Origin of the sequence: Endozoicomonas arenosclerae (genome assembly GCF_001562015.1) — a bacterium.
Taxonomy (GTDB): Bacteria; Pseudomonadota; Gammaproteobacteria; order Pseudomonadales; family Endozoicomonadaceae; genus Endozoicomonas_A; species Endozoicomonas_A arenosclerae.
Map to the genome: position 1 here is coordinate 1 of NZ_LASA01000005.1, position 26,115 is coordinate 26,115.

The 26,115-nt window shown below is 48.3% G+C and carries 22 protein-coding genes and 1 pseudogene; 14 read left to right on the top strand and 9 right to left on the bottom strand.

The window, feature by feature from the left end; all coding sequences use genetic code 11:
- Positions 1–340 precede the first annotated feature (340 nt).
- Genes WG89_RS00510 through WG89_RS00520 form a run of 3 tightly spaced genes read left to right on the top strand, consistent with a single transcriptional unit; the run spans position 341 to position 1,436 of the window.
- A complete protein-coding gene (locus tag WG89_RS00510; RefSeq protein WP_062260097.1) occupies positions 341–676 on the top strand; it encodes an HYD1 signature containing ADP-ribosyltransferase family protein in 336 nt (111 codons plus the stop codon).
- A gap of 8 nt (positions 677–684) precedes the next feature.
- The gene (locus tag WG89_RS00515; RefSeq protein ID WP_062260099.1) at positions 685–966 is read left to right on the top strand and encodes a DUF6881 domain-containing protein; all 282 of its coding nucleotides are present in this window, start codon (positions 685–687) and stop codon (positions 964–966) included.
- A complete protein-coding gene (locus tag WG89_RS00520; protein ID WP_062260101.1) occupies positions 963–1,436 on the top strand; it encodes a macro domain-containing protein in 474 nt (157 codons plus the stop codon). Before WG89_RS00515 ends, WG89_RS00520 begins: the two co-directional genes overlap by 4 nt.
- A gap of 217 nt (positions 1,437–1,653) precedes the next feature.
- Here the strand turns inward: WG89_RS00520 and glmS are convergent, their stop codons facing one another.
- Positions 1,654–3,486, bottom strand: coding sequence for a glutamine--fructose-6-phosphate transaminase (isomerizing) (glmS, locus tag WG89_RS00525; RefSeq protein ID WP_062260103.1), 1,833 nt, complete (start codon positions 3,484–3,486; stop codon positions 1,654–1,656).
- A gap of 297 nt (positions 3,487–3,783) precedes the next feature.
- Positions 3,784–5,163 (bottom strand): bifunctional UDP-N-acetylglucosamine diphosphorylase/glucosamine-1-phosphate N-acetyltransferase GlmU, encoded by a 1,380-nt coding sequence (glmU, locus tag WG89_RS00535; protein WP_062260107.1) that lies wholly within the window; start codon positions 5,161–5,163, stop codon positions 3,784–3,786.
- 316 nt (positions 5,164–5,479) lie between these two features.
- Between glmU and WG89_RS00540 the strand changes: the two genes are divergently transcribed.
- From WG89_RS00540 to WG89_RS00565, 6 genes are all read left to right on the top strand, one after another.
- Positions 5,480–6,220, top strand: coding sequence for a TrmB family transcriptional regulator (locus tag WG89_RS00540; RefSeq protein ID WP_062260108.1), 741 nt, complete (start codon positions 5,480–5,482; stop codon positions 6,218–6,220).
- Positions 6,221–6,451: 231 nt separating this feature from the next.
- Entirely contained in the window at positions 6,452–7,198 is a 747-nt protein-coding gene (locus tag WG89_RS00545; RefSeq protein ID WP_062260110.1) for an outer membrane protein OmpK, read from the top strand.
- A 329-nt stretch (positions 7,199–7,527) separates the two neighbouring features.
- Entirely contained in the window at positions 7,528–8,256 is a 729-nt protein-coding gene (locus WG89_RS00550; protein ID WP_062260112.1) for a spondin domain-containing protein, read from the top strand.
- 12 nt (positions 8,257–8,268) lie between these two features.
- The gene (locus WG89_RS00555) at positions 8,269–9,000 is read left to right on the top strand and encodes a spondin domain-containing protein (protein ID WP_062260114.1); all 732 of its coding nucleotides are present in this window, start codon (positions 8,269–8,271) and stop codon (positions 8,998–9,000) included.
- Between the two features lie 228 nt (positions 9,001–9,228).
- Positions 9,229–10,017 carry a GTP cyclohydrolase II gene (locus tag WG89_RS00560; RefSeq protein WP_172806662.1) on the top strand — a complete coding sequence of 263 codons (789 nt, stop codon included), beginning with the start codon at positions 9,229–9,231 and terminating at the stop codon, positions 10,015–10,017.
- Between the two features lie 266 nt (positions 10,018–10,283).
- On the top strand, positions 10,284–11,285 hold the full coding sequence (locus WG89_RS00565; protein ID WP_062260117.1) for a DsbA family protein: 1,002 nt from the start codon (positions 10,284–10,286) through the stop codon (positions 11,283–11,285).
- 100 nt (positions 11,286–11,385) lie between these two features.
- Here the strand turns inward: WG89_RS00565 and ushA (WG89_RS00570) are convergent, their stop codons facing one another.
- Positions 11,386–13,035 (bottom strand): bifunctional UDP-sugar hydrolase/5'-nucleotidase UshA, encoded by a 1,650-nt coding sequence (gene ushA / locus WG89_RS00570; RefSeq protein ID WP_079253587.1) that lies wholly within the window; start codon positions 13,033–13,035, stop codon positions 11,386–11,388.
- 235 nt (positions 13,036–13,270) lie between these two features.
- Here ushA (WG89_RS00570) and WG89_RS00575 point away from each other — a divergent pair, with 235 nt between their 5' ends.
- Positions 13,271–13,810 carry a hypothetical protein gene (locus WG89_RS00575; RefSeq protein ID WP_153301335.1) on the top strand — a complete coding sequence of 180 codons (540 nt, stop codon included), beginning with the start codon at positions 13,271–13,273 and terminating at the stop codon, positions 13,808–13,810.
- A gap of 266 nt (positions 13,811–14,076) precedes the next feature.
- The gene (gene ushA, locus WG89_RS00585; protein ID WP_079253588.1) at positions 14,077–15,756 is read left to right on the top strand and encodes a bifunctional UDP-sugar hydrolase/5'-nucleotidase UshA; all 1,680 of its coding nucleotides are present in this window, start codon (positions 14,077–14,079) and stop codon (positions 15,754–15,756) included.
- A 4-nt stretch (positions 15,757–15,760) separates the two neighbouring features.
- Here the strand turns inward: ushA (WG89_RS00585) and deoD are convergent, their stop codons facing one another.
- The gene (deoD, locus tag WG89_RS00590; protein WP_062260124.1) at positions 15,761–16,471 is read right to left on the bottom strand and encodes a purine-nucleoside phosphorylase; all 711 of its coding nucleotides are present in this window, start codon (positions 16,469–16,471) and stop codon (positions 15,761–15,763) included.
- Positions 16,472–16,542: 71 nt separating this feature from the next.
- Positions 16,543–17,760, bottom strand: coding sequence for a phosphopentomutase (locus WG89_RS00595; RefSeq protein ID WP_062260127.1), 1,218 nt, complete (start codon positions 17,758–17,760; stop codon positions 16,543–16,545).
- 284 nt (positions 17,761–18,044) lie between these two features.
- On the opposite strand from WG89_RS00595, the gene WG89_RS00600 reads away from it, so the two are divergent.
- A complete protein-coding gene (locus tag WG89_RS00600) occupies positions 18,045–19,814 on the top strand; it encodes a hypothetical protein (RefSeq protein WP_062260128.1) in 1,770 nt (589 codons plus the stop codon).
- Positions 19,815–19,884: 70 nt separating this feature from the next.
- Here the strand turns inward: WG89_RS00600 and deoC are convergent, their stop codons facing one another.
- Entirely contained in the window at positions 19,885–20,661 is a 777-nt protein-coding gene (gene deoC, locus WG89_RS00605) for a deoxyribose-phosphate aldolase (protein ID WP_062260130.1), read from the bottom strand.
- A gap of 332 nt (positions 20,662–20,993) precedes the next feature.
- Positions 20,994–21,902 carry a LysR family transcriptional regulator gene (locus tag WG89_RS00610; protein WP_062260132.1) on the bottom strand — a complete coding sequence of 303 codons (909 nt, stop codon included), beginning with the start codon at positions 21,900–21,902 and terminating at the stop codon, positions 20,994–20,996.
- A gap of 96 nt (positions 21,903–21,998) precedes the next feature.
- Here WG89_RS00610 and WG89_RS00615 point away from each other — a divergent pair, with 96 nt between their 5' ends.
- Positions 21,999–23,225 carry a multidrug effflux MFS transporter gene (locus WG89_RS00615; protein WP_062260134.1) on the top strand — a complete coding sequence of 409 codons (1,227 nt, stop codon included), beginning with the start codon at positions 21,999–22,001 and terminating at the stop codon, positions 23,223–23,225.
- 169 nt (positions 23,226–23,394) lie between these two features.
- Positions 23,395–24,345 carry a LysR substrate-binding domain-containing protein gene (locus WG89_RS00620; protein WP_062260135.1) on the top strand — a complete coding sequence of 317 codons (951 nt, stop codon included), beginning with the start codon at positions 23,395–23,397 and terminating at the stop codon, positions 24,343–24,345.
- A gap of 136 nt (positions 24,346–24,481) precedes the next feature.
- Here WG89_RS00620 and WG89_RS00625 read toward each other — a convergent pair whose 3' ends face one another.
- Positions 24,482–25,759, bottom strand: a complete 1,278-nt coding sequence (locus WG89_RS00625; protein ID WP_153301337.1) for a hypothetical protein — start codon at positions 25,757–25,759, stop codon at positions 24,482–24,484.
- Positions 25,760–25,894: 135 nt separating this feature from the next.
- Positions 25,895–26,115: pseudogene (locus WG89_RS30995) on the bottom strand (IS1595 family transposase); the annotation flags it as partial.

Consider the following 26,115-nt stretch of genomic DNA (forward strand, 5'->3'; position numbering starts at 1 on the left):
CCTTTTGATCCTGTGCCTCGATAAGAATTGATCAGTGGAGACAGGTCGAGCTGGTCAACAACATCCACCACAAAGCGAGCCATATGACCTTCTGGAAGATAATCCTGGATGCTGGCAGGGAAAAGGTCGGGAGTGTTTCGGTCGACCGGTTTGAACTTCCACTTATTCATAGTGCTTTGAGTGTTACTGGTACTGGAATCAGGATTTTACCTGTTTTGCTGGTTAAGTCCGACAGGCTCCTAGAACATACCGATATGCCAACCAATGGCGGTTAAAGTTCCAAGAAGACAACTCGACTGATACCATGCTCCGAGATAAAAAGAAGTCACAAGGAATGTCTATGAAAAGGGTTTTATACCACTACACTAATGCCGCAGGATATGAGGGGATTTTAAGCAGCAAAACGATTAATCCATCCCTTAAGGCGAACAACCCTAAAGATGCCCGATTTGGTGATGGGCAATACCTGAGCGATATTATCCCCGGTACTAAAAGGCCAGGTCAGTTATCTATGATATTCTTCAATATCCCTTGGGCTGGGCACCGCTTTACTCATCATATTGATATCAATGTTGAAGGTCTGGACGTAATTCTCGGCCGTGAACATGTCCATCTGATTCCCAACTCTTCGCCGCTTGATATATCCAAGAGACTGGTTGGCTCAGGCAGAAACTAGAGGATTGTATGGCTTCCTACATCTACTCAAAATGGCATAACAGTCCATCCGGACTCCCTGTAGAATTCTATAGCGAACTGAATAATGACCGGTTTGAAACTCGTAAAATTGAGATTTTCAAAGACGGCTCTATTGGATATGCATCAAGTTCTGAATCTACCAAGTCAACCAAGCTAGGCATTGCCCCCGTACCATCATTGGAAGAAATATCAAAACAACCAGAGTTTGATATACGTGTCATTACACCGAAGCAGTTCGAAGAAAAGTGGCAGGAGGTTACCCGTCGGTGACGATCCACTACCTGAAAGGTGATGCTACCTCACCCCAGTCTGAAGGCGCTGCTGTAATTACCCATGTTTGTAATGATCTCGGAAAATGGGGGCGGGGATTCGTCATGGCCATCAGTAAGAAATGGCCAGAACCTGAGCAGCACTACAAACAATCTTTTCGGTCTTCATCCAAACCACAGCTAGGTGATGTTCAGTTTGTTAATGTGAATAGTACTCTCACTGTTGCAAATATTATTGGCCAGCACGGTATTAGAAGTCCAAGAAATAGAACCGCTCCAGCACCGGTGCGTTACGAAGCTATCAGGAAAGGATTACAGCAAGTTTCTGAGTTTGCACTCAAAGAAAATGCCAGTGTTCATATGCCAAGAATTGGATGTGGGCTTGCAGGTGGGCATTGGAAGGAAATAGAGCCCATCATTCTAGAGACCTTGTGCTCTCAAAGTCTTGAAGTTTATGTCTACGACCTTTAGGAAAGGTCCGGAAATTATTTCCTTATTTGACTAAAACCCGTTCGGGCTAAGCCCGTCGAAGCCGAGAGTCACTACCCTTCGACAGGCTCAGGGTGAACGGAGCCCATGTTTTAATCGGGAATTAGTTTCGAGACAAATTCCTAAATCACAGATAGCCAGTTAAGGGGTTTCTGCATACCACCAGAATCACTTAAAGTGATTCTGGTGGTGATCTGGATTACTCAACAGTCACAGACTTGGCCAGGTTACGAGGCTGATCGACGTCAGTCCCCTTGATGATGGCAACGTAGTAAGACAACAACTGCAGAGGCACGGTGTAGAGGATAGGAGCTACGACTTCCGGTGCTGTTTCTACCGGCAATACCTTGATGCCGTCGCCTGCCACCAGTCGTGCCTGACGGTCTGCAAAAACAAACAACTGGCCGCCTCTGGCTCTCACTTCTTCCATATTGGATTTCAGTTTTTCCAGCAGGTCGTTGTTCGGTGCCACAACAATAACTGGCATGTCGTTGTCGATCAGGGCTAGGGGGCCGTGTTTCAATTCTCCGGCAGCATAAGCTTCCGCGTGAATGTAGGAGATTTCCTTGAGCTTCAGCGCACCTTCCATGGCAATCGGGTATTGAGTACCGCGACCCAGGAAAAGGCTGTGATGCTTGTCAGCAAAGTCTTCAGCTACCGCTTCAATTTCATTGCTCATTTCCAGTGTGCTGCTGATGATGTGAGGCAGTTCTCTCAAAGCTTTAACGACTTCTGCTTCCTGCTCCTCAGTCATACCGGTATGACGACCGATGGCTGTTACCAACATCAATAATGCTGCCAGCTGAGTAGTGAAGGCTTTAGTGGAAGCTACGCCAATTTCAGCACCGGCACGGGTCATCAGGGCAATATCGGATTCACGCACCATGGAAGAGCCCGGTACGTTACAGATGCTCAAAGAAGCCATGTAGCCCATTTCTTTAGCCAGCTTCAGCGCAGCCAGGGTGTCGGCTGTTTCCCCTGACTGGGAAATGGTGACGAACAGGCAGTCTTCGGGCACAAAGAATTTGCGGTAGCGGAACTCAGAAGCGATTTCTACACGGCAGGGGATTCCAGCCAACTCTTCAAACCAGTAACGGGCAACCATACCCGCATGATAACTGGTACCACAGGCAACAATCTGAACGGCTTTGGTCTTGTTGAGAATCTCAATACCGTTCTGACCCAGAATATCCAGGTTCAGCTTGGTTTCACCCAGACGACCTTCCAGAGTGTTGGCAATGGCGTCAGGCTGCTCATGGATTTCCTTGAGCATATAGTGGCGATAAGGGCCCTTATCACCGGCATCATGTTCAATATCACTTTCTTTGGCAGCACGGGAAACACTCTTGCCGTCGGTATCAAACACGGCCACAGAAGTACGAGTCACTTCTGCTACGTCCCCTTCTTCCAGAAACATAAAACGACGGGTGACCGGGAACAGCGCCAGCTGATCAGAAGCGATAAAGTTCTCGCCCAGACCCAGACCGATGACCAGTGGACTACCAGAACGAGCAACCACCAGACGCTCAGGATCTTTGCGATCCATAACCACCATGCCATAAGCGCCTTCCAGTTGACGTACAGCGGACTGAACCGCTGCAATCAGGCTGTCAGTATTCTTCAACTCATGGCTGACCAGATGAGCAATTACCTCTGTGTCCGTATCAGAAGTGAAGGTATAACCTTCCTGCTGAAGGTCACTTCTGAGTTGCTCGTGATTCTCGATAATACCGTTATGGACGACGGCTATGTCTTCACCGGAAACATGAGGGTGGGCATTGCGTTCATTGGGCTCACCGTGGGTCGCCCAACGAGTATGAGCAATACCGGTACCACCAGGAACAGGCGACTGATCAATAGCCTCGCTCAGTTCGGACACTTTACCGGTTCTACGCAAACGCTGGAGCTCGCCATCTGCACCGACAATTGCGACGCCTGCGGAGTCATACCCACGGTACTCCAGACGACGCAAACCTTCTAACAGAATGGGCGCTACATCCCTCTGCGCTACAGCACCTACAATGCCACACATAATTTTCTACCTTTGATCTGTGTTCTGCATGAAAGAGGCAGGGACAGGCCCTGCCTGCCAATCAGTTCTTTTTTCAGCCCGAAAATTTCATGAAGGGTCGAGCTTCTCGCTCTGCTATTTTTTCGGCTGACACATTTTTTCGTCATATTCATGCTTATTGCATGGATCTGACGAAAAAATGTTGTCATGGCGGAAAAAGAGCTAGCGAGCAGCCGACAAGCGATGTTCATTTCCTTTTGTGTCTCCAGAAAAAACATACCCTTACTTCCACAATCTTCAGCCTCAATCCAAGCGACTTTATGAGTTTTTCGGACTCGGACGCTTCCAACCGTCAATGTTTCTCTGACGACCGCGAGCCACGCCCAGCTGGTTCTCTTCAAGATCCTGGGTGATAACAGAACCTGCAGCCGTTGTTGCACCTTTGCCAATGGTGACCGGAGCCACCAGTGAGCTGTTGGTGCCAATAAATGCGTTATCTTCAATCACGGTTTTGTGCTTGTTGACACCATCATAGTTGCAGGTGACGGTGCCAGCTCCGACATTTACACCGGAACCTATTTCAGCGTCGCCTACATAGGTCAGATGGTTCACCTTGCTGCCTTCACCGATGGAAGCTTTTTTGATTTCAACAAAGTTGCCGACTTTAGCCTTCTCTGCCAGCTGAGTGCCTGGACGCAGTCGTGCAAAAGGACCCACTTCACAATCAGCAGCAACCACTGCATCTTCGAGAATAGAGTGCGCTTTGATCACGGCACCCTCACCAATCTTTGAGTTGCGAATCACACAACCTGGCTCAATCACCACGTTATCTGCAATTTCTACATCGCCTTCCAGAATCACGTTGATATCCAGCAGAATATCCCTTCCGGTTTTGATGTCGCCGCGAATGTCCAGACGGGTTGGATCAATGATGGTGACACCGCTGGTCATCATTGCGGTTGCCAGTTGCTGCTGGAAAGCTCGCTCCAGTTCTGTGAGCTGAACCCGACTGTTAACACCTTCTACTTCTGTTGCCTTCTGAGGTTGGACGTGTACAACCGGAGTGCCTTCGGTTACCGCTTTGGAAACAACGTCCGTCAGGTAATATTCCTGCTGAGCATTCTTGTTATCCAACCCCATGACCCAATCACCCAGCTTGTTGCCAGGAATAGCCATGATACCGGTGTTAACTTCGTTAATAGCCAGCTGCTCGGGAGTAGCATCCTTGTCTTCAACAATGGCCTGCACACTGCCAAAGCCATCCCGCACAATACGACCATAACCGGAAGGGTTGGCCAGATTGATGGTCAGCAGGCCCAGTCTTTCACCATTACTGGCTGCCAGCAGAGATTGCAGGGTTGAGGCATGAATCAGAGGAACATCTCCGTAAAGGACCAGAACAACGTCGGCATCTTTACAACCTGGCACTGCCTGCTGCACAGCATGACCGGTTCCCAGCTGTTCGGTCTGCTCAACCCAGTTCAGGTCGTAGTGACCCAGAGCGCTTTTCACTTTCTCTGCACCGTGGCCAATGACCACATGAATTTCGCCTTTACCGATCACTTTCTGGGTTTGCAGAGCACTCAGAATGACATGCTCCAGCATCGGCTTACCGGCGATTGGGTGCAGCACCTTGGGAAGGTTGGACTTCATGCGACTGCCCTGGCCAGCAGCAAGAATGACAATATCGGCTCTCATGGTTCTCTCAATTCAATTCGGGTTTCTTTCTATGTCGCCTGCAAAGGGGAAAACAAAAGCCAAAACCATGGCATTACAGCTATGGCTTAGCTCCCCCGGTAAAACCGTTTGAATCTGTCCGATAGGCTCTGTTGACGCTCAACAAACTCCCAGGACAGTACAGACAGGACGAAAAAAGCAGGAAACACCAGAGATCAGCACTCGCATACTTATGTTTTATGTCATAAGAAGCGCTGACACTTTTCGACAATAATGAATTTAGCTTATCCTATAACAACTGAAACACAACTGTGTTTGTCATTGGAAAATTGACAATATGAACCTGGATACATTGGAACAACTCGGGCTGGACCAAAAGGAAATCAAGCTTTATATGGCGCTTCTAAAGCTTGGAACAGCCTCTATCCGTGACATTGCGGCTGAAGCCGGCATTAATCGGGGCACCACCTACGAGACCCTGAAAGTACTGGCCAGTAAAGGTATTGTCAGTTATTTTCCAAAGGGAAAAAGAAGAGTTTTTTGTGCGGAGCCTCCCGAAAAGCTGCTGGATCTGGCTGAAGAAAGAAAGCAATCTCTGGAGCAAAGTATTGAAGAGATGAAGCAGAAGCTGATTCCACAGCTGAATCAGCTCAAGCCTGACTTCAACTCCGGAAATGTCCGCTTTTATGAAGGTGACAGCGGTATTGAGTTTGTCCTGAAAGATATTCTCAACTCCGTGGCGCGTCAGGATGACAAAGCCTACTGTGTCTTTTCATCCAAACCGATTCGCCAGCACCTGTACAGACCCTTCCCCAACTACACTCAGCAGCGTATTCGCAAGGGCATTGATGTCCGCGTTATTGCCATTGGTGAAGGCGGGGAAGACGCCGATTTATCAGAACGTAAATGGATCAATGCCAGCGGCAAAATTGATGCCAGCTATATCGCCATTTATCCACCCAAAGTAGCCATGATCTCTTTGGCTTCAATGGACTATCCGGTGGCTGTAGTGATTGACTCCAAGGAAATAGCAAACACACAACAGATTATCTTCGATACCCTGTGGAGTACCTTATAAAGACATTCAAATCCCGGGAACAAGCATACAAAATCTTTGCACAAGCCGCTCGGATAACAACATCGAAGTATGTGCTTCCACATACCAAGACAAGGGCTTTAATTTACATAAAAACAAAATACACGTACATCGACGTTAATTTTGATCGGAAACTGACCATCCCTGAATCCTTACAAAGTCTATAAATTTCGCGGCCTGAATTTTTTCTCTCTGACTGGACTCAGGCTTTCCATGAAACTTCTGCGTAATGCCACTCTCGCTCTGGCCGCTGTAACAGCTGCATTCACTTCTACAGCTAATGCTGAATATCAGTATGGTTTCAGTAATGTCAGCATCAGCCGTCTGGACTGGTCTGATGGCACTGAAGAGCGTACAGCCGGTGGCAAAAAAGACTTCACCTACCTGGAGCTGGAAGGTGGTGCAGGTTTCGACTGGGGTGAAATTTACGGTTTCATCGATCTGGAAAACCCACACAAAAGCAACAAAGAAGACGATGGTGACGGCCGTCGTGTAGCCATGAAAGGCACCATGCGTCTGAACCTGGGTGACACTGGTTTTAACCTGTACGGCCAGGTCTATGACCTGAGCACCGATGGCTTCAATGAGCAGAATCGCGTTGTCGGCTTTGGTTACAACTTTGCCCAGGGCTCTTTCTTCTTCAAGCCATTCATCGGCCTGCACAATGCCCAGACCACTTACTTCAGTGGAAACAACGGTTACATGCTGGGTTGGGTACTGGGCTATGGCTTTAAAGCCTTTGGTGAAGACTTTATGGTTACCAACTGGCACGAAACCGAATTCAACCGTGACGAAGACTACGCTGAAGGCAAAGAAACCGGTCAGAACGGAGCAGTATCCCTGTGGTGGAACGCTACTGACACAATCACTGCCGGTCTGCAGTATCGCTACGCTGACGACAAGCTGGGTGCTGACACCTATCAAAACGCCATGATCTACACCTTGAAGTACAACTTCTAAAGATCAATGCCTTATGCCCTGTTCAATCAAGAATGGGGCATTTGAATCGTCTGTTAATACCATTTTCCTCGACTTCATCCCCTGCTCTCTTTTATTTCCACTTTTTAAACTCTCTACAAAGTCTGCTGCCACTTTCAACACCGCTTTGCCTGTCGACACGTAAACCACATGACAAACCGGTATTCAGCCGCGTTGATTCATTTCCTGCGTATCCAAATATTTAGATATGAGTTTTTAAAGCCCTTCAATAACAACAAGCATAAAGGCGGCTTTGAAGCCTCGTAGCCGATCGTCTTCCATTTCTAATCCAAACGGTAAAAGAAACGACTATGAATAAAGTGCTTTGTTCTCTGGTCACTGCAGGAGCTCTGTCTCTTGGCTCAACCTCTGCCTTTTCTGCGGAATATGACATCACTGTTGTCAATCTGACTCGTGGTATTCATTTCACCCCCCTGTTGGTGGCAGCCCACAATGAATCCACCAGCCTGTTCTCAGCCGGCTCCACCGCCTCCTCCAATCTTCAGGCCATGGCAGAAGGGGGTGACATCAGCGGTCTGGCTACAGACTTGAACAGCGTCAGCGCCACTGTTGTCGAAAACCCTGCTTCAGGACTACTGGCGCCCGGTGCAAGTACTTCTTTTCAGCTGAACACCGGACAAAGTACCACCAGTACCCGACTGTCAGTGGTTAGCATGATGCTGCCCACCAACGACGGATTTATTGGACTGAGTTCAGCCACTTTACCAACCACTGTCGGGCAAAGAATGGTATTCAACGTGAATGCTTATGATGCCGGTACTGAAGCCAATAACGAGCTTCGTGGCTCAGGTGCTCCCGGACAAGCAGGCTTCCCAACTCCAGGACCTGTTGCTTCTGGCACTTATGCGGCCGGTACCGGTGGTACGGGTTTTAGTGCTACTGCAGAAGGTTTTGTCCATATCCACCGGGGTGTTCTGGGTGACACCAACTCAACTGGAGGTGTCAGTGACATATCTTCAACCGTACATCGCTGGCTGAACCCCGTTGCCAGAGTCATCGTTACCCTGAGAGCCAACTGAGGGATATAGACTATGAATACAGTCAAAATATCGGCCTGGCTTGGTCGCCCTCTGATGCTTCTGCTGGTTCTGGCACTGGCCGGTTGTGGCGGAAGCGGTGGCAGCAGCAACAGAAACAACACCCAGACAGCGGAATACCAGGTTCGCCTGATTAATCTGACAGCAGGCCAACCTCTGTCGCCCCCTGTCGTTTTTATTCATACCAGCTCGCTCAGGACGTTTACTATTGGTGAGGCCGCCACAGTGGGCCTTGAGCAACTGGCTGAAGGTGGAGAGACCCAGCAACTGGTAACAGAAGCCCTCTTCTCTCAAGCCGTACTGGCTCACACAGCCGCGACTGCTGCAGTACCTCCTGGTGGAAGCCAAACCTATAACCTCACCATTTCCGAGAACAGCAGAAGCAGCGCAGAGCTTTCCCTGCTCACCATGCTGGTGAATACCAATGATGCTTTTGCCGGTGTCAGCGCTACCAGCATCTCTTCTCTGGCCGTCAATGGCAGTGTCACAATAAACGGGATTGCCTATGACTCCGGCACCGAAGCGAATACCGAATCAGCAGGCACCATGCCAGGCCCTGCGGATAGCGGTGAAGGCTTTAACAGCGCCAGAGATGATATTGCGGATGAAGTTCGCATGCACAGTGGTGTTGTGACATCGGATGATGGTCTGAGCACGTCTGTTCTGACTCAGGCGCACCGTTGGGACAACCCGACTGTACGTATCGTTATTACCAGACTGAAATAGTCCCTGAAAGCTTGCCTTTTCAAGGATGGAATTCACTCATGCTCTTCTTATGAAGAGCTTCTTTTTTAATGGAATGATGTCTTTGAGTGTCAACCAGATTCCAAACAGACTACAGACCATCAAAACCTATGAATCTCAAGGAAGAAGAGCACCGTATAGCCGCTAGAGAGTTGATGAAACAGCTGTTCTCTCACGAACTGAAACTCTTTCAAAATAAAAGGCATGGTAATGGAAGCGATCAAGCATCAAGACCCGAAAAGGAAGAAAGCAACGGCACGGAGCAAATTGATTGAAAGTGGCGTTTGGAAAGATCACAGCGACCAGAGCGTTGAAATAGCGCCCTACGAGTTACCCATGAAGGTCAACGACAAGGTTTACAACTTTCAAGTGTCGCCCTGGATTTTCAATCAGGGTTCAGATGAAGAAGACATGTACTTTGTCGCCAGTTATGGCTCCCATAACTTTAAAAATAATGCCCCTCTGGTTCGACTCCAGTCTCTCTGCCCACACGGTCACTATTTCCACTCCAGTCATTGTGACTGCGATGAACAACGAGACCTGGCCATGGAGATGATCGTCAACGACAGTATTGGCGGCTTCCTGGTAATGGCCGTTGGAGAACGTCATGCAGGTCGAGGCATCGGCCACAGCATGATCGCCGGTCTTTATTCTTATGGTTTCAAAACCGGGCGGGATGTGGTGACAGAATCTTTCAATGACCTGGGTTTCCATCAGGACGAGCGCGATTTTTCCGCTTCCATGGCGGTGCTTCAGAAAATGGGTGTCTCCAATATACGGCTAATGACAAACAATCCGGATAAGGCCAGCCAGATTGATAGCAGCAACAGCATAAACATTGATGAAGTGGTACCGCTGATTGGACAAGTCACTCCAGAATCACTCAAAGAGCGCGTTTTACTGGCTCGCTCTGGCCACAACTATGACCAGCATGAGTTGGATCAGGCAGTACAACAGGTTGTGGATCAACAGGGTCACCACCCTCTGGAACGCTGGTAATCATTCTTGAGAGAGCTGTTAATGACCGCTCTCTCAAGCATTCCTTTTCTACGAAAAAGCCACTCCGGAGGCATAACATTTTCGCTTATTAACAATACTGTCTTGAGTATTTGTCAGTTAAAAGTGGTGAATCAGTAAATATATCCTGTTGGTATACAACCCGATTGACCCAGCTCACACATAAATATAATTTTATATGATAGTTTTCTGACCTGACTGACTGGCTTGGTCAAAGACTCTGATTATCATCATAAAGTGACTATAAAATGTTCAAGAAAAGCATTGCCGTACTCTTGCTTGCCTCAGCCTCTTTGCAACCCGCACTTGCGGAAGATGGCGACATTCTGTTCAGTTACAAGGGCAAAGATTATGCCCTTAAGGATCTTCAATCTCAGCTGCAACAGGCATTTTATACGGCACAGGTGAAAGCCCAGGAAAGCCTTACACCCGTTCTTGAACAAGCTATTGTTGAGAAATACATCGAAGAAATCGCCACCAGCACGGACCGCGCCATAAACGATGTTCGCGAAGAGATGCTGCGTGCAGAAGCGGTTACTAAAGAAGAAGTTAAATCAGTTTACGAGCAGTATAAAGACCAGATTGGACGGCCACTGGAAGAGATTGAGTCGACCCTCACCCAGCAACTTCAACAGCAAAAGCAGCAGGAAAAAGTGCTGGCTCTGATTGAAAAAGTCAAAAAGGAAACCGGCTTTGTCAACAAGATGGAAAAACCTGAAGCCCCGACTTTTTCAATGGATCTGTCGCCTTATCCCTTCAAAGGCCCGGAAGACGCTAAGGTCACTGTCGTAGAATTTGCGGACTACAATTGCGGTTATTGCCGCAACAGCAAACCTGAAATCGACAAGCTGCTGAAACAGTTCGGAGATCAGGTTAAATTCTATTACATCGATTACCCGGTGACTGAAAAAGGCATCGCGGGAAGCACCACCCAAACAGCCCGAGGCGCGTACTGTGCTGGTCAGCAGGATAAATTCTGGGACTTCTATAATCTGGCTTATGAAAAGCCAGTAACCATGGAAACTGCTGCCGAACTGGCCAACACCCTGAAGCTTGACCAAAAAGCCTTCAATGCCTGCCTGACTTCAGATGAATCGGCCAAGTTCGTTAAGAACTCCGAGAAAATGGCTCAGAGCCTTGGCGTGACGGGTACACCGACTCTGTTCGTCAATGGTCGCCTGCTGCATACCCACGATGCGGGTAAGGACCTCAAGGCAGAGCTTGAAAAAACTCTGAAGCCCAAGTCCTGATAGAACGATCAGGGTGCCTCAGGCACCCTGATTTAATAGCCCTACTTCAGAGGCACCAGCACCCAGAAGATATATTAAGGTGCGGGGTCAAAGTTATTTTTCAACGAACAATGTCGCCTTTGCGAGGCTGATAGTCACTGGCTTTCAGTGGTGAATGTTTTTTGATGTAGCCTCTCAAGACAACGGCGTCCGTATAACCTGTGTTAACAAAAGTCGGGTTGTTATCGATGACGGGCCATTTGTCTCCACCCCCCGCCGAGAACTCATTGATCGCCAAACGGTAAACCTTATCCTTTTGCACTGGCTTTCCACCAATATCAAGACGCGTTAACTTGTCACCATTCATGGTCAGCTTAACGTTGGCAAACTGGGCAAACCCACCACTGACTGGTTGTATAGAAGCAATATCTTCAATGTAACGCTTCAGTTCATGCCCTTTCATTTCTACATAACAAACCATATTGCCGAAAGGCTGAACTTTGAGGACATCCTTCTCGGTAATCTCTCCGGCTGGCAAGCCTGTTCTGATACCACCGCCATTGACTACCGCCAGATCGGCACCAGCTTTCTCCCTCTGGGCACTGGCCAGAAGGTTGCCAATGGCTGTCGGCTCCGAGCGCACCAGGTTACGCTCACCACTCAAAGCCTTATCCAAAGAGCCCACTTTTTTCATCAACATGTCCTGGGCTTTATCATGATAGGGCTTGAGAGCATCAAGAACGCCCTGATCTTCCGGAATCTCTTTCTCGATATTCACCCAGACCTGACGACCATTCACGATCTCAGGCCTTTTCAGATTGACGGGAATCAACCGGTAGTTGACCATTTTCAGCACACCCTTGCGATGGCCTTTGCCGTCAAAGTTGTCCATGTAGTAGTACTTGAAATCAGCCCGGCCCACATACTTACCCCACTCCCAGGCCTGAAGAATGTAAGTGCTGTTTTTAATGTCCGGCCTTTCCAGCTTATTTTGGGAATGACCGCCCACAATGATGTCTATACCATCGACCTCCTTAGCCAGAGTGACATCTCCCGGAGCATTCTCACCATGCCTGGCATTGGGGTAATGGCCAATGTGAGTCAGGGCTATAACAATATCCATTTTGTTATCCCGTTTTAGCTCAGGAACCCAGGTTCGAGCAGCATCAACAGCATTCATAAAAAGTATGTCTGATACATAATCGCTGTTTACCAGCGCCTGGGTGTCTTCCGTGGTCAGACCAAGAATACCGATACGAACGCCGTCCAATTCTTTTCTGAGCCAGGGTTTGAAGACCAGTTGCTCCGATGCCTTGTAATAAATATTGGCTGAAAGAAAGGGGAAGTTGGCCCACTTCTCTTGTTCCAGCAAAACATTCAACGGGTTATCAAACTCATGATTCCCTAATGTCATGGCGTCATAGCCGATCATATTCATGCCGACAAAATCGGGCTTTGCCTGCTGTATATCCGATTCCGGCACCCCAGTATTGATATCGCCTGCCGAGAGTAGAAGTACTTTTCCTCCCTCCGCCTCCACCTCACTGCGAATGCGATCAATCAGGGTTTTACGGGCAGCCATACCCATTTCGCCATGGCGATTGCGCCAGAATTTGCCGTGATTGTCATTGGTATGCAGTACCGTGAAATCCAGGACTTTCAACTCTGATGACGGCGTTGGAACTCGGGCTGATTCAGCAGAACACCCCAGCAGGACAACAGTAATAGTGAGCAGTAAAAGCGACAGGGAACGAAAACGTGAAGCAGGCATAAACAATACTCCAACGGATGAAAGACGCGATCATACCGACTTTTCAGCACTGAGCATCCCGCCCCTCTATATCATCTTATTATCAGTAACCCTGCTTTTATTCGGTAGTTCCGATACTTGTTAGTTTCCCTGACAGCCCTGTCAGTGTATTCCCACTTACCATTTGGAAGAATCCTTCTAACACACAGAAAACTTGGCTCTATAGCCGGGATAAATCATTCAAGGAGGAATCACCATGGCAACAATAGGACAATGTTTAAAGACCGCTTGTATCGTAACATCCAGAATCGCCGCTGTACCTGGAGCAGTCGTTGGCTATATCGGTGGACGAATAGTGGGTGGCGCCGCTGGTGCTGTTATCGTCGGTGGTGCCAAGGTATCCAACAAACTGTTCAAAACCAAATTCAAGCCCAAGTCCATCAATGATTACTCCTTAGCGACTGCAAAAGCTTCCGCAATGGTTGGGGGAATAACTTCTAAAGCCGTCATAGCCGCTGCCGCTGGCCCACTTTTGGGCGCACCGATTATCCTGGGTACTGTCTTCGACATTATGGATCAGTCTAAACGAGCAAAGTATCAAGCTTCAACGCACCTTTATAATTACAGTTCTTCATCCACCACGGATGAGGATGAAGAACTGACAACTACATCAAAAAAACCTGCGTTGCAGTTTGATGATTCCAGCCGTCAGAATTCACTCACTGATGAAGACGACTTCAGAGTTCCTTCAAGTGAAGTTTTGTCTACTGAAATAAATGAAAAGCAAGAATACTAAAAACTTCTTCACTCTTGCCAAAACCATCGGTAGCTGCCTGGCTACTGATGGTTTTTTATAGTCCCCAGACTGTTGACGGCTATTTTTTAGGCAACCGACTTAACTCTTTACATTTAATTTTCATCCCACGCCTCCTTTCTCGACAGACCCTGTTGGTAAGCAGTGATATATTGCGATTTATCAGAAGATCGCGTCCAACTGGGAGATGTTGATGCCCAAACTGTCCAGCTTTTTCCATAAAAATTATTTTGCCAAGCCGGTTTATTATGTTTAGAGGCCATGCAAAATCTTTTTCTTCGCTCATGGCGGCTTCAACCACGCCTATTATTCTAGCACTGTCGTTGATAATGACGGGGTGCTCCTCTTCTAACGAGACCCTGAAAAACGACTCCGGCCGCACTTACAAACTCACCATCCTTCACACCAATGACAACCATGGCCGGTTCTGGAGAAACCAGCAGGATGAAGGGGGTATGGCAGCCCGCAAGACACTGATTGATCAGATCCGAAGTGAAGTAGAAGCGGATGGCGGCAAAGTACTTCTGCTGTCAGGCGGTGATATCAACAGTGGTGTACCTGAGTCAGACTTGCAAAATGCAGTGCCTGATATCAAAGGCATGAACCTGATGGGCTACGACGCAATGGTGGTAGGCAATCATGAGTTCGATAACCCTATGAAGATACTCCATCAGCAGGAAAATCTGGCTAACTTCCCATTTCTATCTGCTAATACCTACGACGCCAGCACAGGTCGACCACTCTTTGATGCCTTTCGCTTGATGGATGTAGGCAATATGACAGTGGCCATTGTGGGCTTGACGACACAGGATACCCGTAAGATAGGTCACCCCGAGAATGTCTCCCGGATCGACTTCAAGAACCCTGTTCGCATCGCCAGTCGACTGGTTCCTATGATCAAGGAACAGGCCGACATAGTCATCGCCCTGACTCATCTTGGCTATTTTCCTGAACAACAGAGACCCAATGCTCCTCCAGGAGACATAGAGCTGGCAAAAGAAGTCAGTGGTATTGATATGATCATTGGCGGTCATTCAAGAACAGCACTGCATAAGCCTGAAGTGGTCAATAACACCTGGATCATGCAGGCAGGTGAAAACGGGAATTACCTGGGCAGAGCCGACTTTATCCTGAAAAACGGTCAGCTGACCCTGGAAAAGTATGAACTGATTCCTATCAACCCTGAAGGTCAGGAAAACAGCATTAAAGAAAATCAGGACATGCTAAACCTCCTTGCTCCTTACCAGCAAAGGGGACAGGAACTTACGATGGCCACCTATGGCAATCTGGATCAGAGAATGGAAGGAGATCGGGAACGGCTTCGCAGCCGCCCTGCGACTCTGGGTGTCCTGGTGGCCTCCTCAATGATGAAGAAAACCTATGCCGATCTGGCCGTCATCAATGCCGGCAGCATAAGAGCCAGCCTGCCACAGGGACCTGTTTCCTATCGCGATATTCTCAAAGTGAAGCCCTATAACAACTTTCTGGCATACATCAACATGTCAGGCAGGGAGATCCGCAAGTATCTGGAAAAAGTTGTCAGCTTGCCCGAAAACACCGGTGCTTTTGCCCAGTTTGCCGGACTGGAATTGACCATCAAGGGGAAACAGATTGCTGAGATCAGGATTCAGGGTCGCCCCCTGCGAAACAATAGAAAGTACCGGATGGTCGTGAATGATTTTCTGGCAGCAGGAGGGGATGGCTACCCGGTTTTAAAAAATCATCCTGGCTATGTGGTGACCGGATATGGAAGTGCAGAAGTGCTGAGATGGTTTATTGAAACACAGTCGCCTATAAAAGCGAGTAACTTTGCGCCCGAAGGGATCATTCACCATCCTGATACAACCAGCAGGGGAAGGTCGTCGGATCCTGTTTCATCTCTGACGATAAAAACAGCACGACCCTCCCCCTCAGGGGTACTGAACTGAGCAATCAGTCTCCCATCATCACTGCGTCAAGAGCCAGTTCAATCATCTCGTTAAAGGAGGTTTGGCGGTCTTCCGGAGACAGCGCTTCACCCTTGCGAATATGGTCACTGACGGTACAGATAGCCAGACCTTTGGCGCCATACTCAGCACACACACCGTAAAGACCGGCCGCTTCCATCTCAACACCCAGAATGCCGTGCTTTTCCATGATGTCGAACATGTTTGTCTCCGGGCTGTAGAACAGGTCAGCGGAGTAGATGTTGCCAACTTTCACCGGCATTTTCTTTTCACGAGCACTTTTTACCGCATTTTCCAGCAGTCCAAAGTCTGCAATAGCAGCAAAATCATGATCGTTGAAACGAATCCGGTTTACCTTGGAGTCGGTGCTGGCACCCATGCCAATCACTACGTCACGCAGTTTTACATCGGAAGAAATAGCGCCACAGGAGCCGATACGGATCAGCTTGTCCACACCGTACTCGGTGATCAGTTCCTTGTAATAGATTGAGGCAGAAGGAATGCCCATGCCTGAGCCCATTACAGAAATACGACGGCCTTTATAAGTTCCGGTGTAACCAAACATGTTGCGAACATCGTTCACCAGCTCAGCGCCTTCCAGAAAAGTCTCAGCGATGTACTTGGCACGCAAAGGATCGCCTGGCATCAGGCAGACATCAGCAAACGCTCCGGGCTTTGCATGAATATGAGGGGTCATTTTTTTTCTCCATACAGCTTTTTGTAAAGCTGGCCATCGACAGATGATGGCCTGTAAATTGTCAGCTCTGCTTATGGCAGAAAGCTGGTTCCGTAATCCATGGGTTCCAGATCAAAGAAACTGGCAAGACTCTGACCAATATCCGCAAAGGTTTCACGCCCTCCCAGGGAGACTGGCGGTACTTTCTTGCCGTATACCAGCACAGGGATATGTTCACGGGTATGATCGGTGCCAGGCCAGGTTGGATCGCAGCCATGGTCAGCACTGATAATCAACACATCATCTTCCTCCATGGCATTGAGCAACCTTGGCATCATGGCATCCAGCTCTTCCAAAGCACGGGCATAACCTGCCACGTCACGACGGTGACCAAAAGATGAATCAAAATCCACGAAGTTGGTGAAGATCAGTGAACGATCTTTGGCCGATTCCAGAGCCTGCATGGTGGTTTCGAACAGAGCAGGAATTCCGGTCGCCTTCAGTTTTCCGGTAATGCCCTGATGGGCAAAGATATCGGCAATCTTGCCAACACTGACCACTTCGCCACCACTGGCAGCCAGTTTGTCCAACAGAGTTGGTGCAGGGGGCAGAACCGAATAATCCCGACGATTTCCGGTTCTTTGGAAATCACCCGCATCGTCACCAATGAACGGGCGGGCAATTACACGACCAATGTTGTAGGGCTCAAGCAGCTCGCGGACGATCTCACAAACTTCATACAGTCTGTCCAATCCAAACGTTTCTTCATGACAGGCAATCTGGAATACGCTATCAGCCGATGTATAAACAATAGGCTTGCCGGAGCTCATGTGCTCTTCACCGAGGTTTTCCAGAATGGTTGTACCGGAAGCGTGGCAATTACCGATCACACCAGGCAGGCTGGCTTTCTCAACCAGTTGATCCAGCAGTTCCTGCGGAAAACTGTTTTCTTCATCTTTGAAGTAGCCCCAGTCGAACAGCACCGGAACACCCATCATTTCCCAGTGACCACTGGGGGTATCCTTGCCACTGGAAATTTCCTTGGCGTAACCGTGGGCACCGATCAGCTTTACATCGGTGTTCATGCCAGCGGGAAAGACGCCCGAAGAGTCTTTGGCTGCGTGCAACAAGCCAAGGCTGGCCAGCACGGGCAGTTCCAGAACGCCACTGCGCCCAATATCGGCCTTACCTTCTGCGCAGGCCTTGGCAATGTGACCAATCGTATTTGAGCCTGCATCACCAAACTGATCGGCATCAGCGCTGGCGCCAACTCCGAACGAATCCATCACCAGGACAATTGCTCGTTTCATGTGAGATACCTTACTCCTGAGAGTTCCTGTTAACAGGAACACGCTGACCCTGCTGTCTATGAAAAATACAACTCTCTATGGCTTTGCAACCATTCTCATACTCCGGCGTAGAGCTGTATTTTCGGCTCAAGGCTGTTGAATCGCGAAGCTCTATGCTCTCAGCAATTCCTTGCGAGTCCCCTAATTATTACTCAGAAAAATACACAGCAAGACAGTTATTAATACTTAATCCAGTGAACGCTTGGAAAATTACTAAACTGAATTCACTTTCAGGAGTACTTCCCATGTTTCACTACAGACTCTTGCTTATTCTTCCTTTATCGCTAAAACCATTTTTAAACCTGTGCCTTTTCGCATTCCTGCTGCTTCTATCAGGCCTTTCAGCAGGCAATGAACCGGTTCAAACCCCGGAAACACTTGATTTTGACAGTATGCAAAGCTGCTACAAGCAGTTCACTACTGATCAAGGTACGATCATTGGCAACTACTACAGGCGAAATCTTCGTTCTGTAAATCCGGTTGCTCAGTTGCCTTTGCCACCTCTCAGTGCAGAGACCCGACAAACCTGCGCTGACATTTTCAAAACCCTTCACAGCAGTGCTCTTGCCGCTTTCGATACCCCCGGGAGACCGAATCTCTTTCCTCGCGAGTACTATGAGTTTCTGATGGACGAAGAGACCATCGAGATCGTCCGGAACCTTCTGGAAAGTAACGAACCAACCGTTGCCCCAACCCCTTCTGTATCGCCTACCTCTTCAACCACCGAAGCATTTACTTCAACTGAGCAAAAACCTTCGAGTACCATCGCATCGGTGACTGCGACTCCTGTCATAGAGACAAAAAGCCAGGGCATTGAGCCAACAGCATCGCCGCCACCGGTGACCTTTACCGACGACCAGATCAAAGGATTTATCTTCAATCTTTCCCACTATCTGGTCTCTTACCTGTCCGGGGGGGCAACTCCCACCTTCTGTGGTCCTTACGACAACCCGTTTGTGGATGAAGATGCCGAAAGTTATGGTTGCCGGGCCATTGCCGCCAAATTTTTCATAGAGAATCTGAAGAGCCGCGATGGCCAGCTGCGTGTTTACACCTGGTATCAATCTCCTGACTCAATTGCCCGTCTGAACCAATGGTTGGACGACAATGCTTCCAGCGATTACGTCGTGCCTCCCATTGTGGCGGTCTTCCAGAATGTTGAGCTGGATACCACACTGGATACCCAGTTTCTGGGTGGCCTTGTCGGCATACCCGACCTGAGGAAAGGGACTTTTAACCCAACCATTCCCTTTGATGACCAGTACACCCCAACCATCAAAGGTTCAGGTCAATTCCAGACTGCCTGCGAAACCTTCCAGCCCGGAACCTTTCGAGAGGTCAATTGCAGCGGTGTCGCTTCCAGGAACTACGATGCAAAGTCAGGCAATGCTCTGGTCAGTCTTGGCCAAGCCCGAGTCTCGGGTGTCAATTTCGAAGCGGCTCTTGCTCCGGTCACACTGGAGTATACCTATCATGACAGCGCTAAAGGCCGGGCTGATGCACGGGAAACCTTTCCTGCTGTTATGGTCATGGCTACAGGACCGAATCCTAGTAATAACGCCTCTTCATTACTGATCAACAGTAAAATGAAAATCCACTATCGCCCTGAGGTTGTTCGTAAGCTGAAAAAAGACTTCTTTCTCAAGTATCAGTTAAACGACAACTCAGCACCTGTACATAATTATGACGTTTATGCTTTCAGTCTCTATACCTGGGTTGATCAATACATCATTACCCAGAACACTATTGCTGTAGAGACCTGCGACACGATGGCATTGCTATATCAAGCACCCGTGCATGCGGCGAATTTACACATAAACAAAAACAATATTGTTCAGGACTTTAAAGGTAACCCTTGCAGCCAGGTGTCGTCCTCGCCTTCGCCTACACCCATCACAGATCAGCCGGACCCATCCCAGACACCAGCCACTCCTTCAGGCGCAGCAAAAACGACGGTCTACCTGATTATTATTGCTATTGCGACCACACTGTCGCTCATGTTGAGCGCACTATAAGACCTGTCAGGTTTATGCATCTGCATTGTGGAGCCAAAGGCTCCACAATGTTCAGGCTCAGAGATAAGACTCAGTATCCGCCTTTATCTTCTTCTTGTTCTTTCAGGCCCAATGCAACCAGCAGACTGCCCAGCAAACTGCTGGCACCAAAACGGTAGTGGTTTCGATCAATCCATTCCTGGCCCATAATGTCTGCAGCAATCGCCAGATGTTCGGCAGCATCCTCTGCGGTACGAATACCACCTGCAGGCTTGAAGCCTACATTTTTCTTGCCGCTGTCGCGAATAGCTTCCAGCATGATGCGAGCTGATTCCGTCGTCGCATTCACATGCACTTTACCGGTAGAGGTCTTGATAAAATCAGCACCGGCTTCAATGCAAATGTCGCTGGCTTTACGGATCAGAACAGGGTCTTTCAGCTCACCCGATTCAATAATGACTTTCAGTATCACCTTATCGCCGCACACTTCTTTACAGCGACGTACCAGCTCTGCGCCAACCTCTTCATCACCGGCCATCAGAGCACGGTATGGGAAAACAACATCCACTTCGTCAGCACCGTACACGACAGCTGCACGGGATTCGGTAACCGCCAGTTCAATATCACTTCCGCCTTCCGGAAAGTTAGTGACAGTAGCGACGGTCACATCGTTAAGACCCAGCTCTTTCAAGGTCTTTTTGGCAATAGGAACAAATCTGGGGTAAACGCAGAGAGCGGCTGTATTACCCGCCGGAGTTTTGGCTTTATGGCAGAGATCAATAATCACTTCCGGCGTATCATTATCATTCAGGGAAGTGAGGTCCATCAGTTGCAAGGCCTGGCGGCTGCTGGCAGTGAGATCGGTCATGAGTCTGTCCTCTGGCTCGAGAGAGCTTTGACGGCGACATCAGAAAAGAAAAGCGTGCTTAAGCATGTCGCCAGTCGTAGTTTATAAACAAAAAAACCCCTGCACCAAAGACGCAGAGGTTATTTTGCTGATCATCCACCTGAGTCTGCAGCGTGGACTGCAAACTCAACACTTCGTGCAAGAGTCTCTGTACTGCGGGAACAGGCAACAGTGCAGTACATTTCTCCCCCCATGAGCTTGGGGTCACTCGAAGTGAGCGCATATCCTAGAGAATCCCCGACAGCAATGACAGCAAGTATTTTTGGATGCTCATTCGCCTTTTTTGAACACCCTTAGACCCTGAAATAGGACCTAAGCCACTGGTGGGCCAGATCCTGATGATGCATTTCATGCCAGTAGAGATCATAGGCGATGGGTTCAACCTCTATCGGCATAGGCAGGGAAACAACCCGATAAAGTCCTTCGGCATAAGCCGCCCAGTTTCCCAATGAAACAAACATCAAATCAGTGCTCTCACACACCTGGGTAGCACTGTGAAAATCGCCTACTGCAACCGCAATGTCTCGATCCAGACCGAGCTTGGCCAGTGTCTGATCAGTGATTGAAACCCTGTCCGTCACCGCCCCAATGCCGATATGCCCAAGAGCCAGACACGCCTCCAAGGTCCAGGGCCTTTTCAGACATGGATGATTTTCCCGAACCAGACAAACCAGTTTGTCCTTGTACAGTCTTTTCCGGTGAAGACCTGAAATTCTGTGCTGTCCACAATCCAGATCATCTGGCAGAGCCACCAGATCCACTTTCCCGGCGGCCAGCTCTTCCAGACTTTTCAGGGTCAGATTCATCAGTTTTATTTTCACTTTCGGAGCACTTTGCAGAATCTCAGCCAAAGAGTTCTGAAACTTCAAATGGTTTGCTGTTTCCGGCAAAGCAATGCTGAAGTGTCGATCACAATCCAGTGGATCAAATACTTGTGGCTGAACCACCTTCCATAACTCATCAAGAATGGGCTTAAGCTGCTCCTGAATAGTCAGAGCCCGGGAAGTGGGCATCAAACCGTGAGCGGTTCGGGTAAAAAGCGGGTCCCCAGTCAATTCACGTAACCTTGAAAGACTCTTGCTCACAGCCGACTGACTCAGGTTCAAACGTTCTGATGCTCGGGTCACACTTCTTTCTTCCAGCAATGCCTGAAGGCACACCAGAAGGTTCAAATTGATTCGGGACAGTTCTTGGATAGGCACTCAGTGATATTCCTTTTGAGAAATATGTAATTGAAAATATATCACTTCTGCTCATATCTTGATCTTTTTACAATGCGCTTATTCAGATATTTTTGGATGAGCCCCCTGTCAATGCCACTAAGCCAACGCTCTGCACTGCCTGTTATCTTTGCCCTGGTCATACTAAGTCCGCTGGCAATTGATATTTATCTGCCTTCACTGCCAGAAATGACTCGCTCTTTCTCAGCCAGTGATTCAGAGATACAGCTAACCATTTCCCTGTTTATGATCTGCATGGGGGTTGGTCAACTGTTTGCAGGTCCTTTCTCTGACCGCTATGGCCGTAAGGCATCAGCAATTCTTGGTCTGGGACTTTATCTAGCAGGCAGCATTCTGGGCGTCTTCTCAGCCAATATTGAACTGCTTTATCTGGCCCGTATTTTACAGGGACTGGGCGCCGCAAGTTGCACAGTAACTGCATTTGCCTGGGTACGAGATCATTTCACGCCGATAGAATCAGGTAAGTGGATCAGCTATATGGGCGGCATGATCGGCACCATTCCCACTCTGGCCCCGACGCTCGGAGGCGCACTGGCCATTTACTGGGGCTGGGAAGCCAACTTTGTTTTCATGGCTGTTCTCGCCGCCCTTATTTTTGTAATGGCCTGCAGGAATATGCCATCAGAAGTCAGCTCTGTTGATAATGATGCCAAAAGATCAGGGCGTATCCTGGACAATCTGGGCAGTATTCTTGCCAACAAACAATTTTTAAATTACTCACTGAGTGGCATGTTGGCTATGGGAGCCATTTTGACTTATGCCACTCACGCCCCCTACATAGCCATTAATCTTGCCGGCCTGGATGAGTTTGGTTTTTCACTGTTCTTTGGTCTTCTGGGTATTCTGCAGCTGTCGGCCAGTATGCTGACACCTCGATTGATTCACTGGCTGGGCCAGCGCCAAACGATTATTGTTGGTTCCCTGTTCTCTCTAGTAGGTGCCGCAGGCCTTCTGCTTGTTCCAAGCGAAGAACCACTCTGTTTTTTTGCTCCTGCCGCTGTGGGTGCCATTGGTTTCAACTTTATCTTTGGTACAGCCTCCAGTTTGACCCTGGAACACTTTAAACACTGCGCCGGACTGGCTGCGGCAATAGACGGCTTTGCTCGAATGACAGGAGGCGGCTTGATTGCCTTTTCCGTGAAGCTGGCAGGACTGGATGCCTTTACAACCATTTCACTGTCGTATGCATTACTTGGAGCTTCGGCCATTCTGGCAGGCATTGATTTACTGCAAAGATCAGAAGGCAAGATCACATTGATGGCTCAGAAAGCCTGTCGACAGTGATTTAGAACAATGAGTTTTTTCATCCTCCTCCCGGGGAGGAAAAAGTTTTTGCACAGAAAGGGAAGTAAAAGAAAATTCACAGTAAAAATCTCAAATTCGACTCCCTTTCTGTGAACCTAACAGATACTCTATAGACACTTAACAACCAGCAAACAGTAGTATTCGCCTCATGATCCCGACGGAATCCCTCGAAATTGTCAGGGCCGTGGCCCACTTCAGAAACTTTACTGCAGCCGCCAAGCACCTGCATAAAGTTCCTTCAGCCATCAGCTATACCGTCCGGAAGCTGGAAGAGCGGCTGGATTTACAACTGTTTCTGAGGGACAGCAAGCGTGTCGAGCTGACCCCAGCGGGTGAACACTTTATTCAGCAAACAGGCAAATTACTGGCAGAGCTGGAAGAGCTGGAAAAAACCACCCGCCAGATGGCCACCGGCTGGGAACATGAGATAAAAATCGCTCTGGATAATGTTGTAAACCAGGGCATGATCTATGACCTGATCCGTGACCTTCAGGCAGTTCGCCCGGAAACCAGCCTGGTGATAAACACCGAAGTTCACAACGGCTCATGGGATGCCCTGTTCCATAACCGTTGCCAGCTGGTGATTGGTGCCCCAAAAACCATTCCTGACAATATCGCCAACAACGATCGCTTTGAATGGAAGTCCATGGGCTCTCTGGATTGGGATCTGGTGATGTCTCCAGAGCACCCTCTGGCCAATTTTTCCGGTCCTATCAGCCAGGACATGCTGAAGGCTTATAGTTCAATCTGTATTCAGGATACTTCAAGGGTTTTCCGCCAGGGCTACAACCTGCTGCTGGAAGACCAGCAAATCCTCTTGGTTCCCAGCTTCCGCATGGCCATTGAGTGTCTGCTGAAAGGCCTGGGTATTACCATTATGCCAAGCCATTTTGTTCAGCCTTATATTGAGCAGGAACTGCTGGTTCGCAAGGATGTTCTGGACATCCCCATGAACGACAGCTGCTACCTCGCCTGGAACAAAGAAGTGATGGGCAATGGCATCCGTTGGGTGCTGGATTGGCTGGGTGAAGAAACCTGGTTGAACAAAGTCTGGCTGCAATACGACACCATGAAGCCCATGGGCTACCACGTTCCCTGAGCTACTGGATCAAAGACTTTTAGTTCCGGTCGAGCTGTCTGGGGATACATCAAGGGCGATTGGGTTGTTATGTTTGGAGTAATGAGCACCTGAAGCATAATTTCACACCCTTATTGTTTGTCATGCAATATTCGGGCTAGTCATCCGGATAAATAACCTCTTTCAGGCTATGGGTGATCAGAATGGTTCTGTACAGCAGAGGCATACCAGAGTGATGCACATAAGAGTCTCCAGGTAATGCCGCAAGTTTTGCAGAAATATCTGAACTGAATGGATGGTGCCTGCCTGACCAGTTAAAAGGATGTCGTTTAAACGTATTAATGTTTTTGTCAATATCTCTGAGTGAGCGGTTTTCCTGAACTACATGGTATCGGTTGGTCAGGGTGACAATTCTTACGGTTCGGGTGTCTATTTCCCACTCTTCGGTTTCAGGATCACGAACAAACGTGTGTCTGATATTCATGGGCATATAGAACCCATCTTCTTCCCTGTGCAATCGATAAGAATCAGCCAATCTTTCAAGTGCTTCCTGCTCGTGTACAGTTTTGCTCTGATCCTGTTTTCCCATACGTTCATCTTTCGCAAAGGAGAGCCACTGTTCGATAATAGGCCGGCATTCACTATGATTTCTCACCAGAATAATCCCGGTATTAGCTCTGAAGGTAGCAAATAGCATTTGTTCACCCTCTTCTATGCTCCAAAAATCCTGCGTGGTGATAATACAGCTCTCTTCTGGAACATATTTCACAGCCCAATCCAGTTTATGTTCAACGGCAGTAAAGTCATTAATGACAATATCATCGTCAATCCAGGCCACCCACTTATTTTCTTCCACAAAATTATTTTCAAGCCAGTATTGAATCAGAAACACCTTACCCCAGTAGCGCTTTTTATCACCGAGCTTCTCTAACAACCACTGAGTCACTGGGTATTCTTCACTGGATTGAAAAGGTACAAAATCGTAGCGAATGTTTCTCATCCTGGCGAAGGCTGCATGATTCCTGGCGACAGCCAGTGAGTATGGCCTGAGATCTCCACCTGAAATCATCGCCTTAATATGAACGGTTTCTTTTTCAGGGTCTTTTTTAATCCCTCTCAGTGAGGTAGTGCTCTCCAGATAAAAATCAATATACTCCTTATTATCAATATATTTACTGACGTACTCTGTATACTCGTTTTTATAAGCCTTCGCCATGACTTCAAATGTGCTTCTTTTTAGTGTTACTGACAACAACCAGTCAAAGAAGCTTTCTTTTTTTTCAAGAAAAACCAGCTCAATGGGATCATCAAAAATTGGATAATCTTTAATGGATTTTCCAGCAGCTATTTCTTCAATATGACTGATATCAACAGAATTGTCTGAATAGGCAGTAAGGCTGAATATAAAGCTCAGAAGAAGGTACCTTATTTTCATATCAATATGACTTTTATTGGTCTGTATATTCCTCATGTTAGCAAAGTAGAAATGTGATTGCAGAGACTTGGCAGGCAAATTACGGCTTGCCAACAACTATAGTTTTCAAGAAGGCTCTTAATGGATTCCGGGGAGTTATCCAAACAACACTCCCAGAAGACCGGTTAGAGCTGCTTTCCCGCGCTTCTTGATATTGTGCAGGCACTCGAAGAAACCCAAATACAGCGGTAACTTCTCTTGTGATATACCCCGATGAGGACGCAACCAGGAACGCAACAGCGACCAGAACCCCTCCATTGTATTCACATGAATCTCATGAAAACCGTCGCCGTCCTCATCTCGTGCATATTCACCGG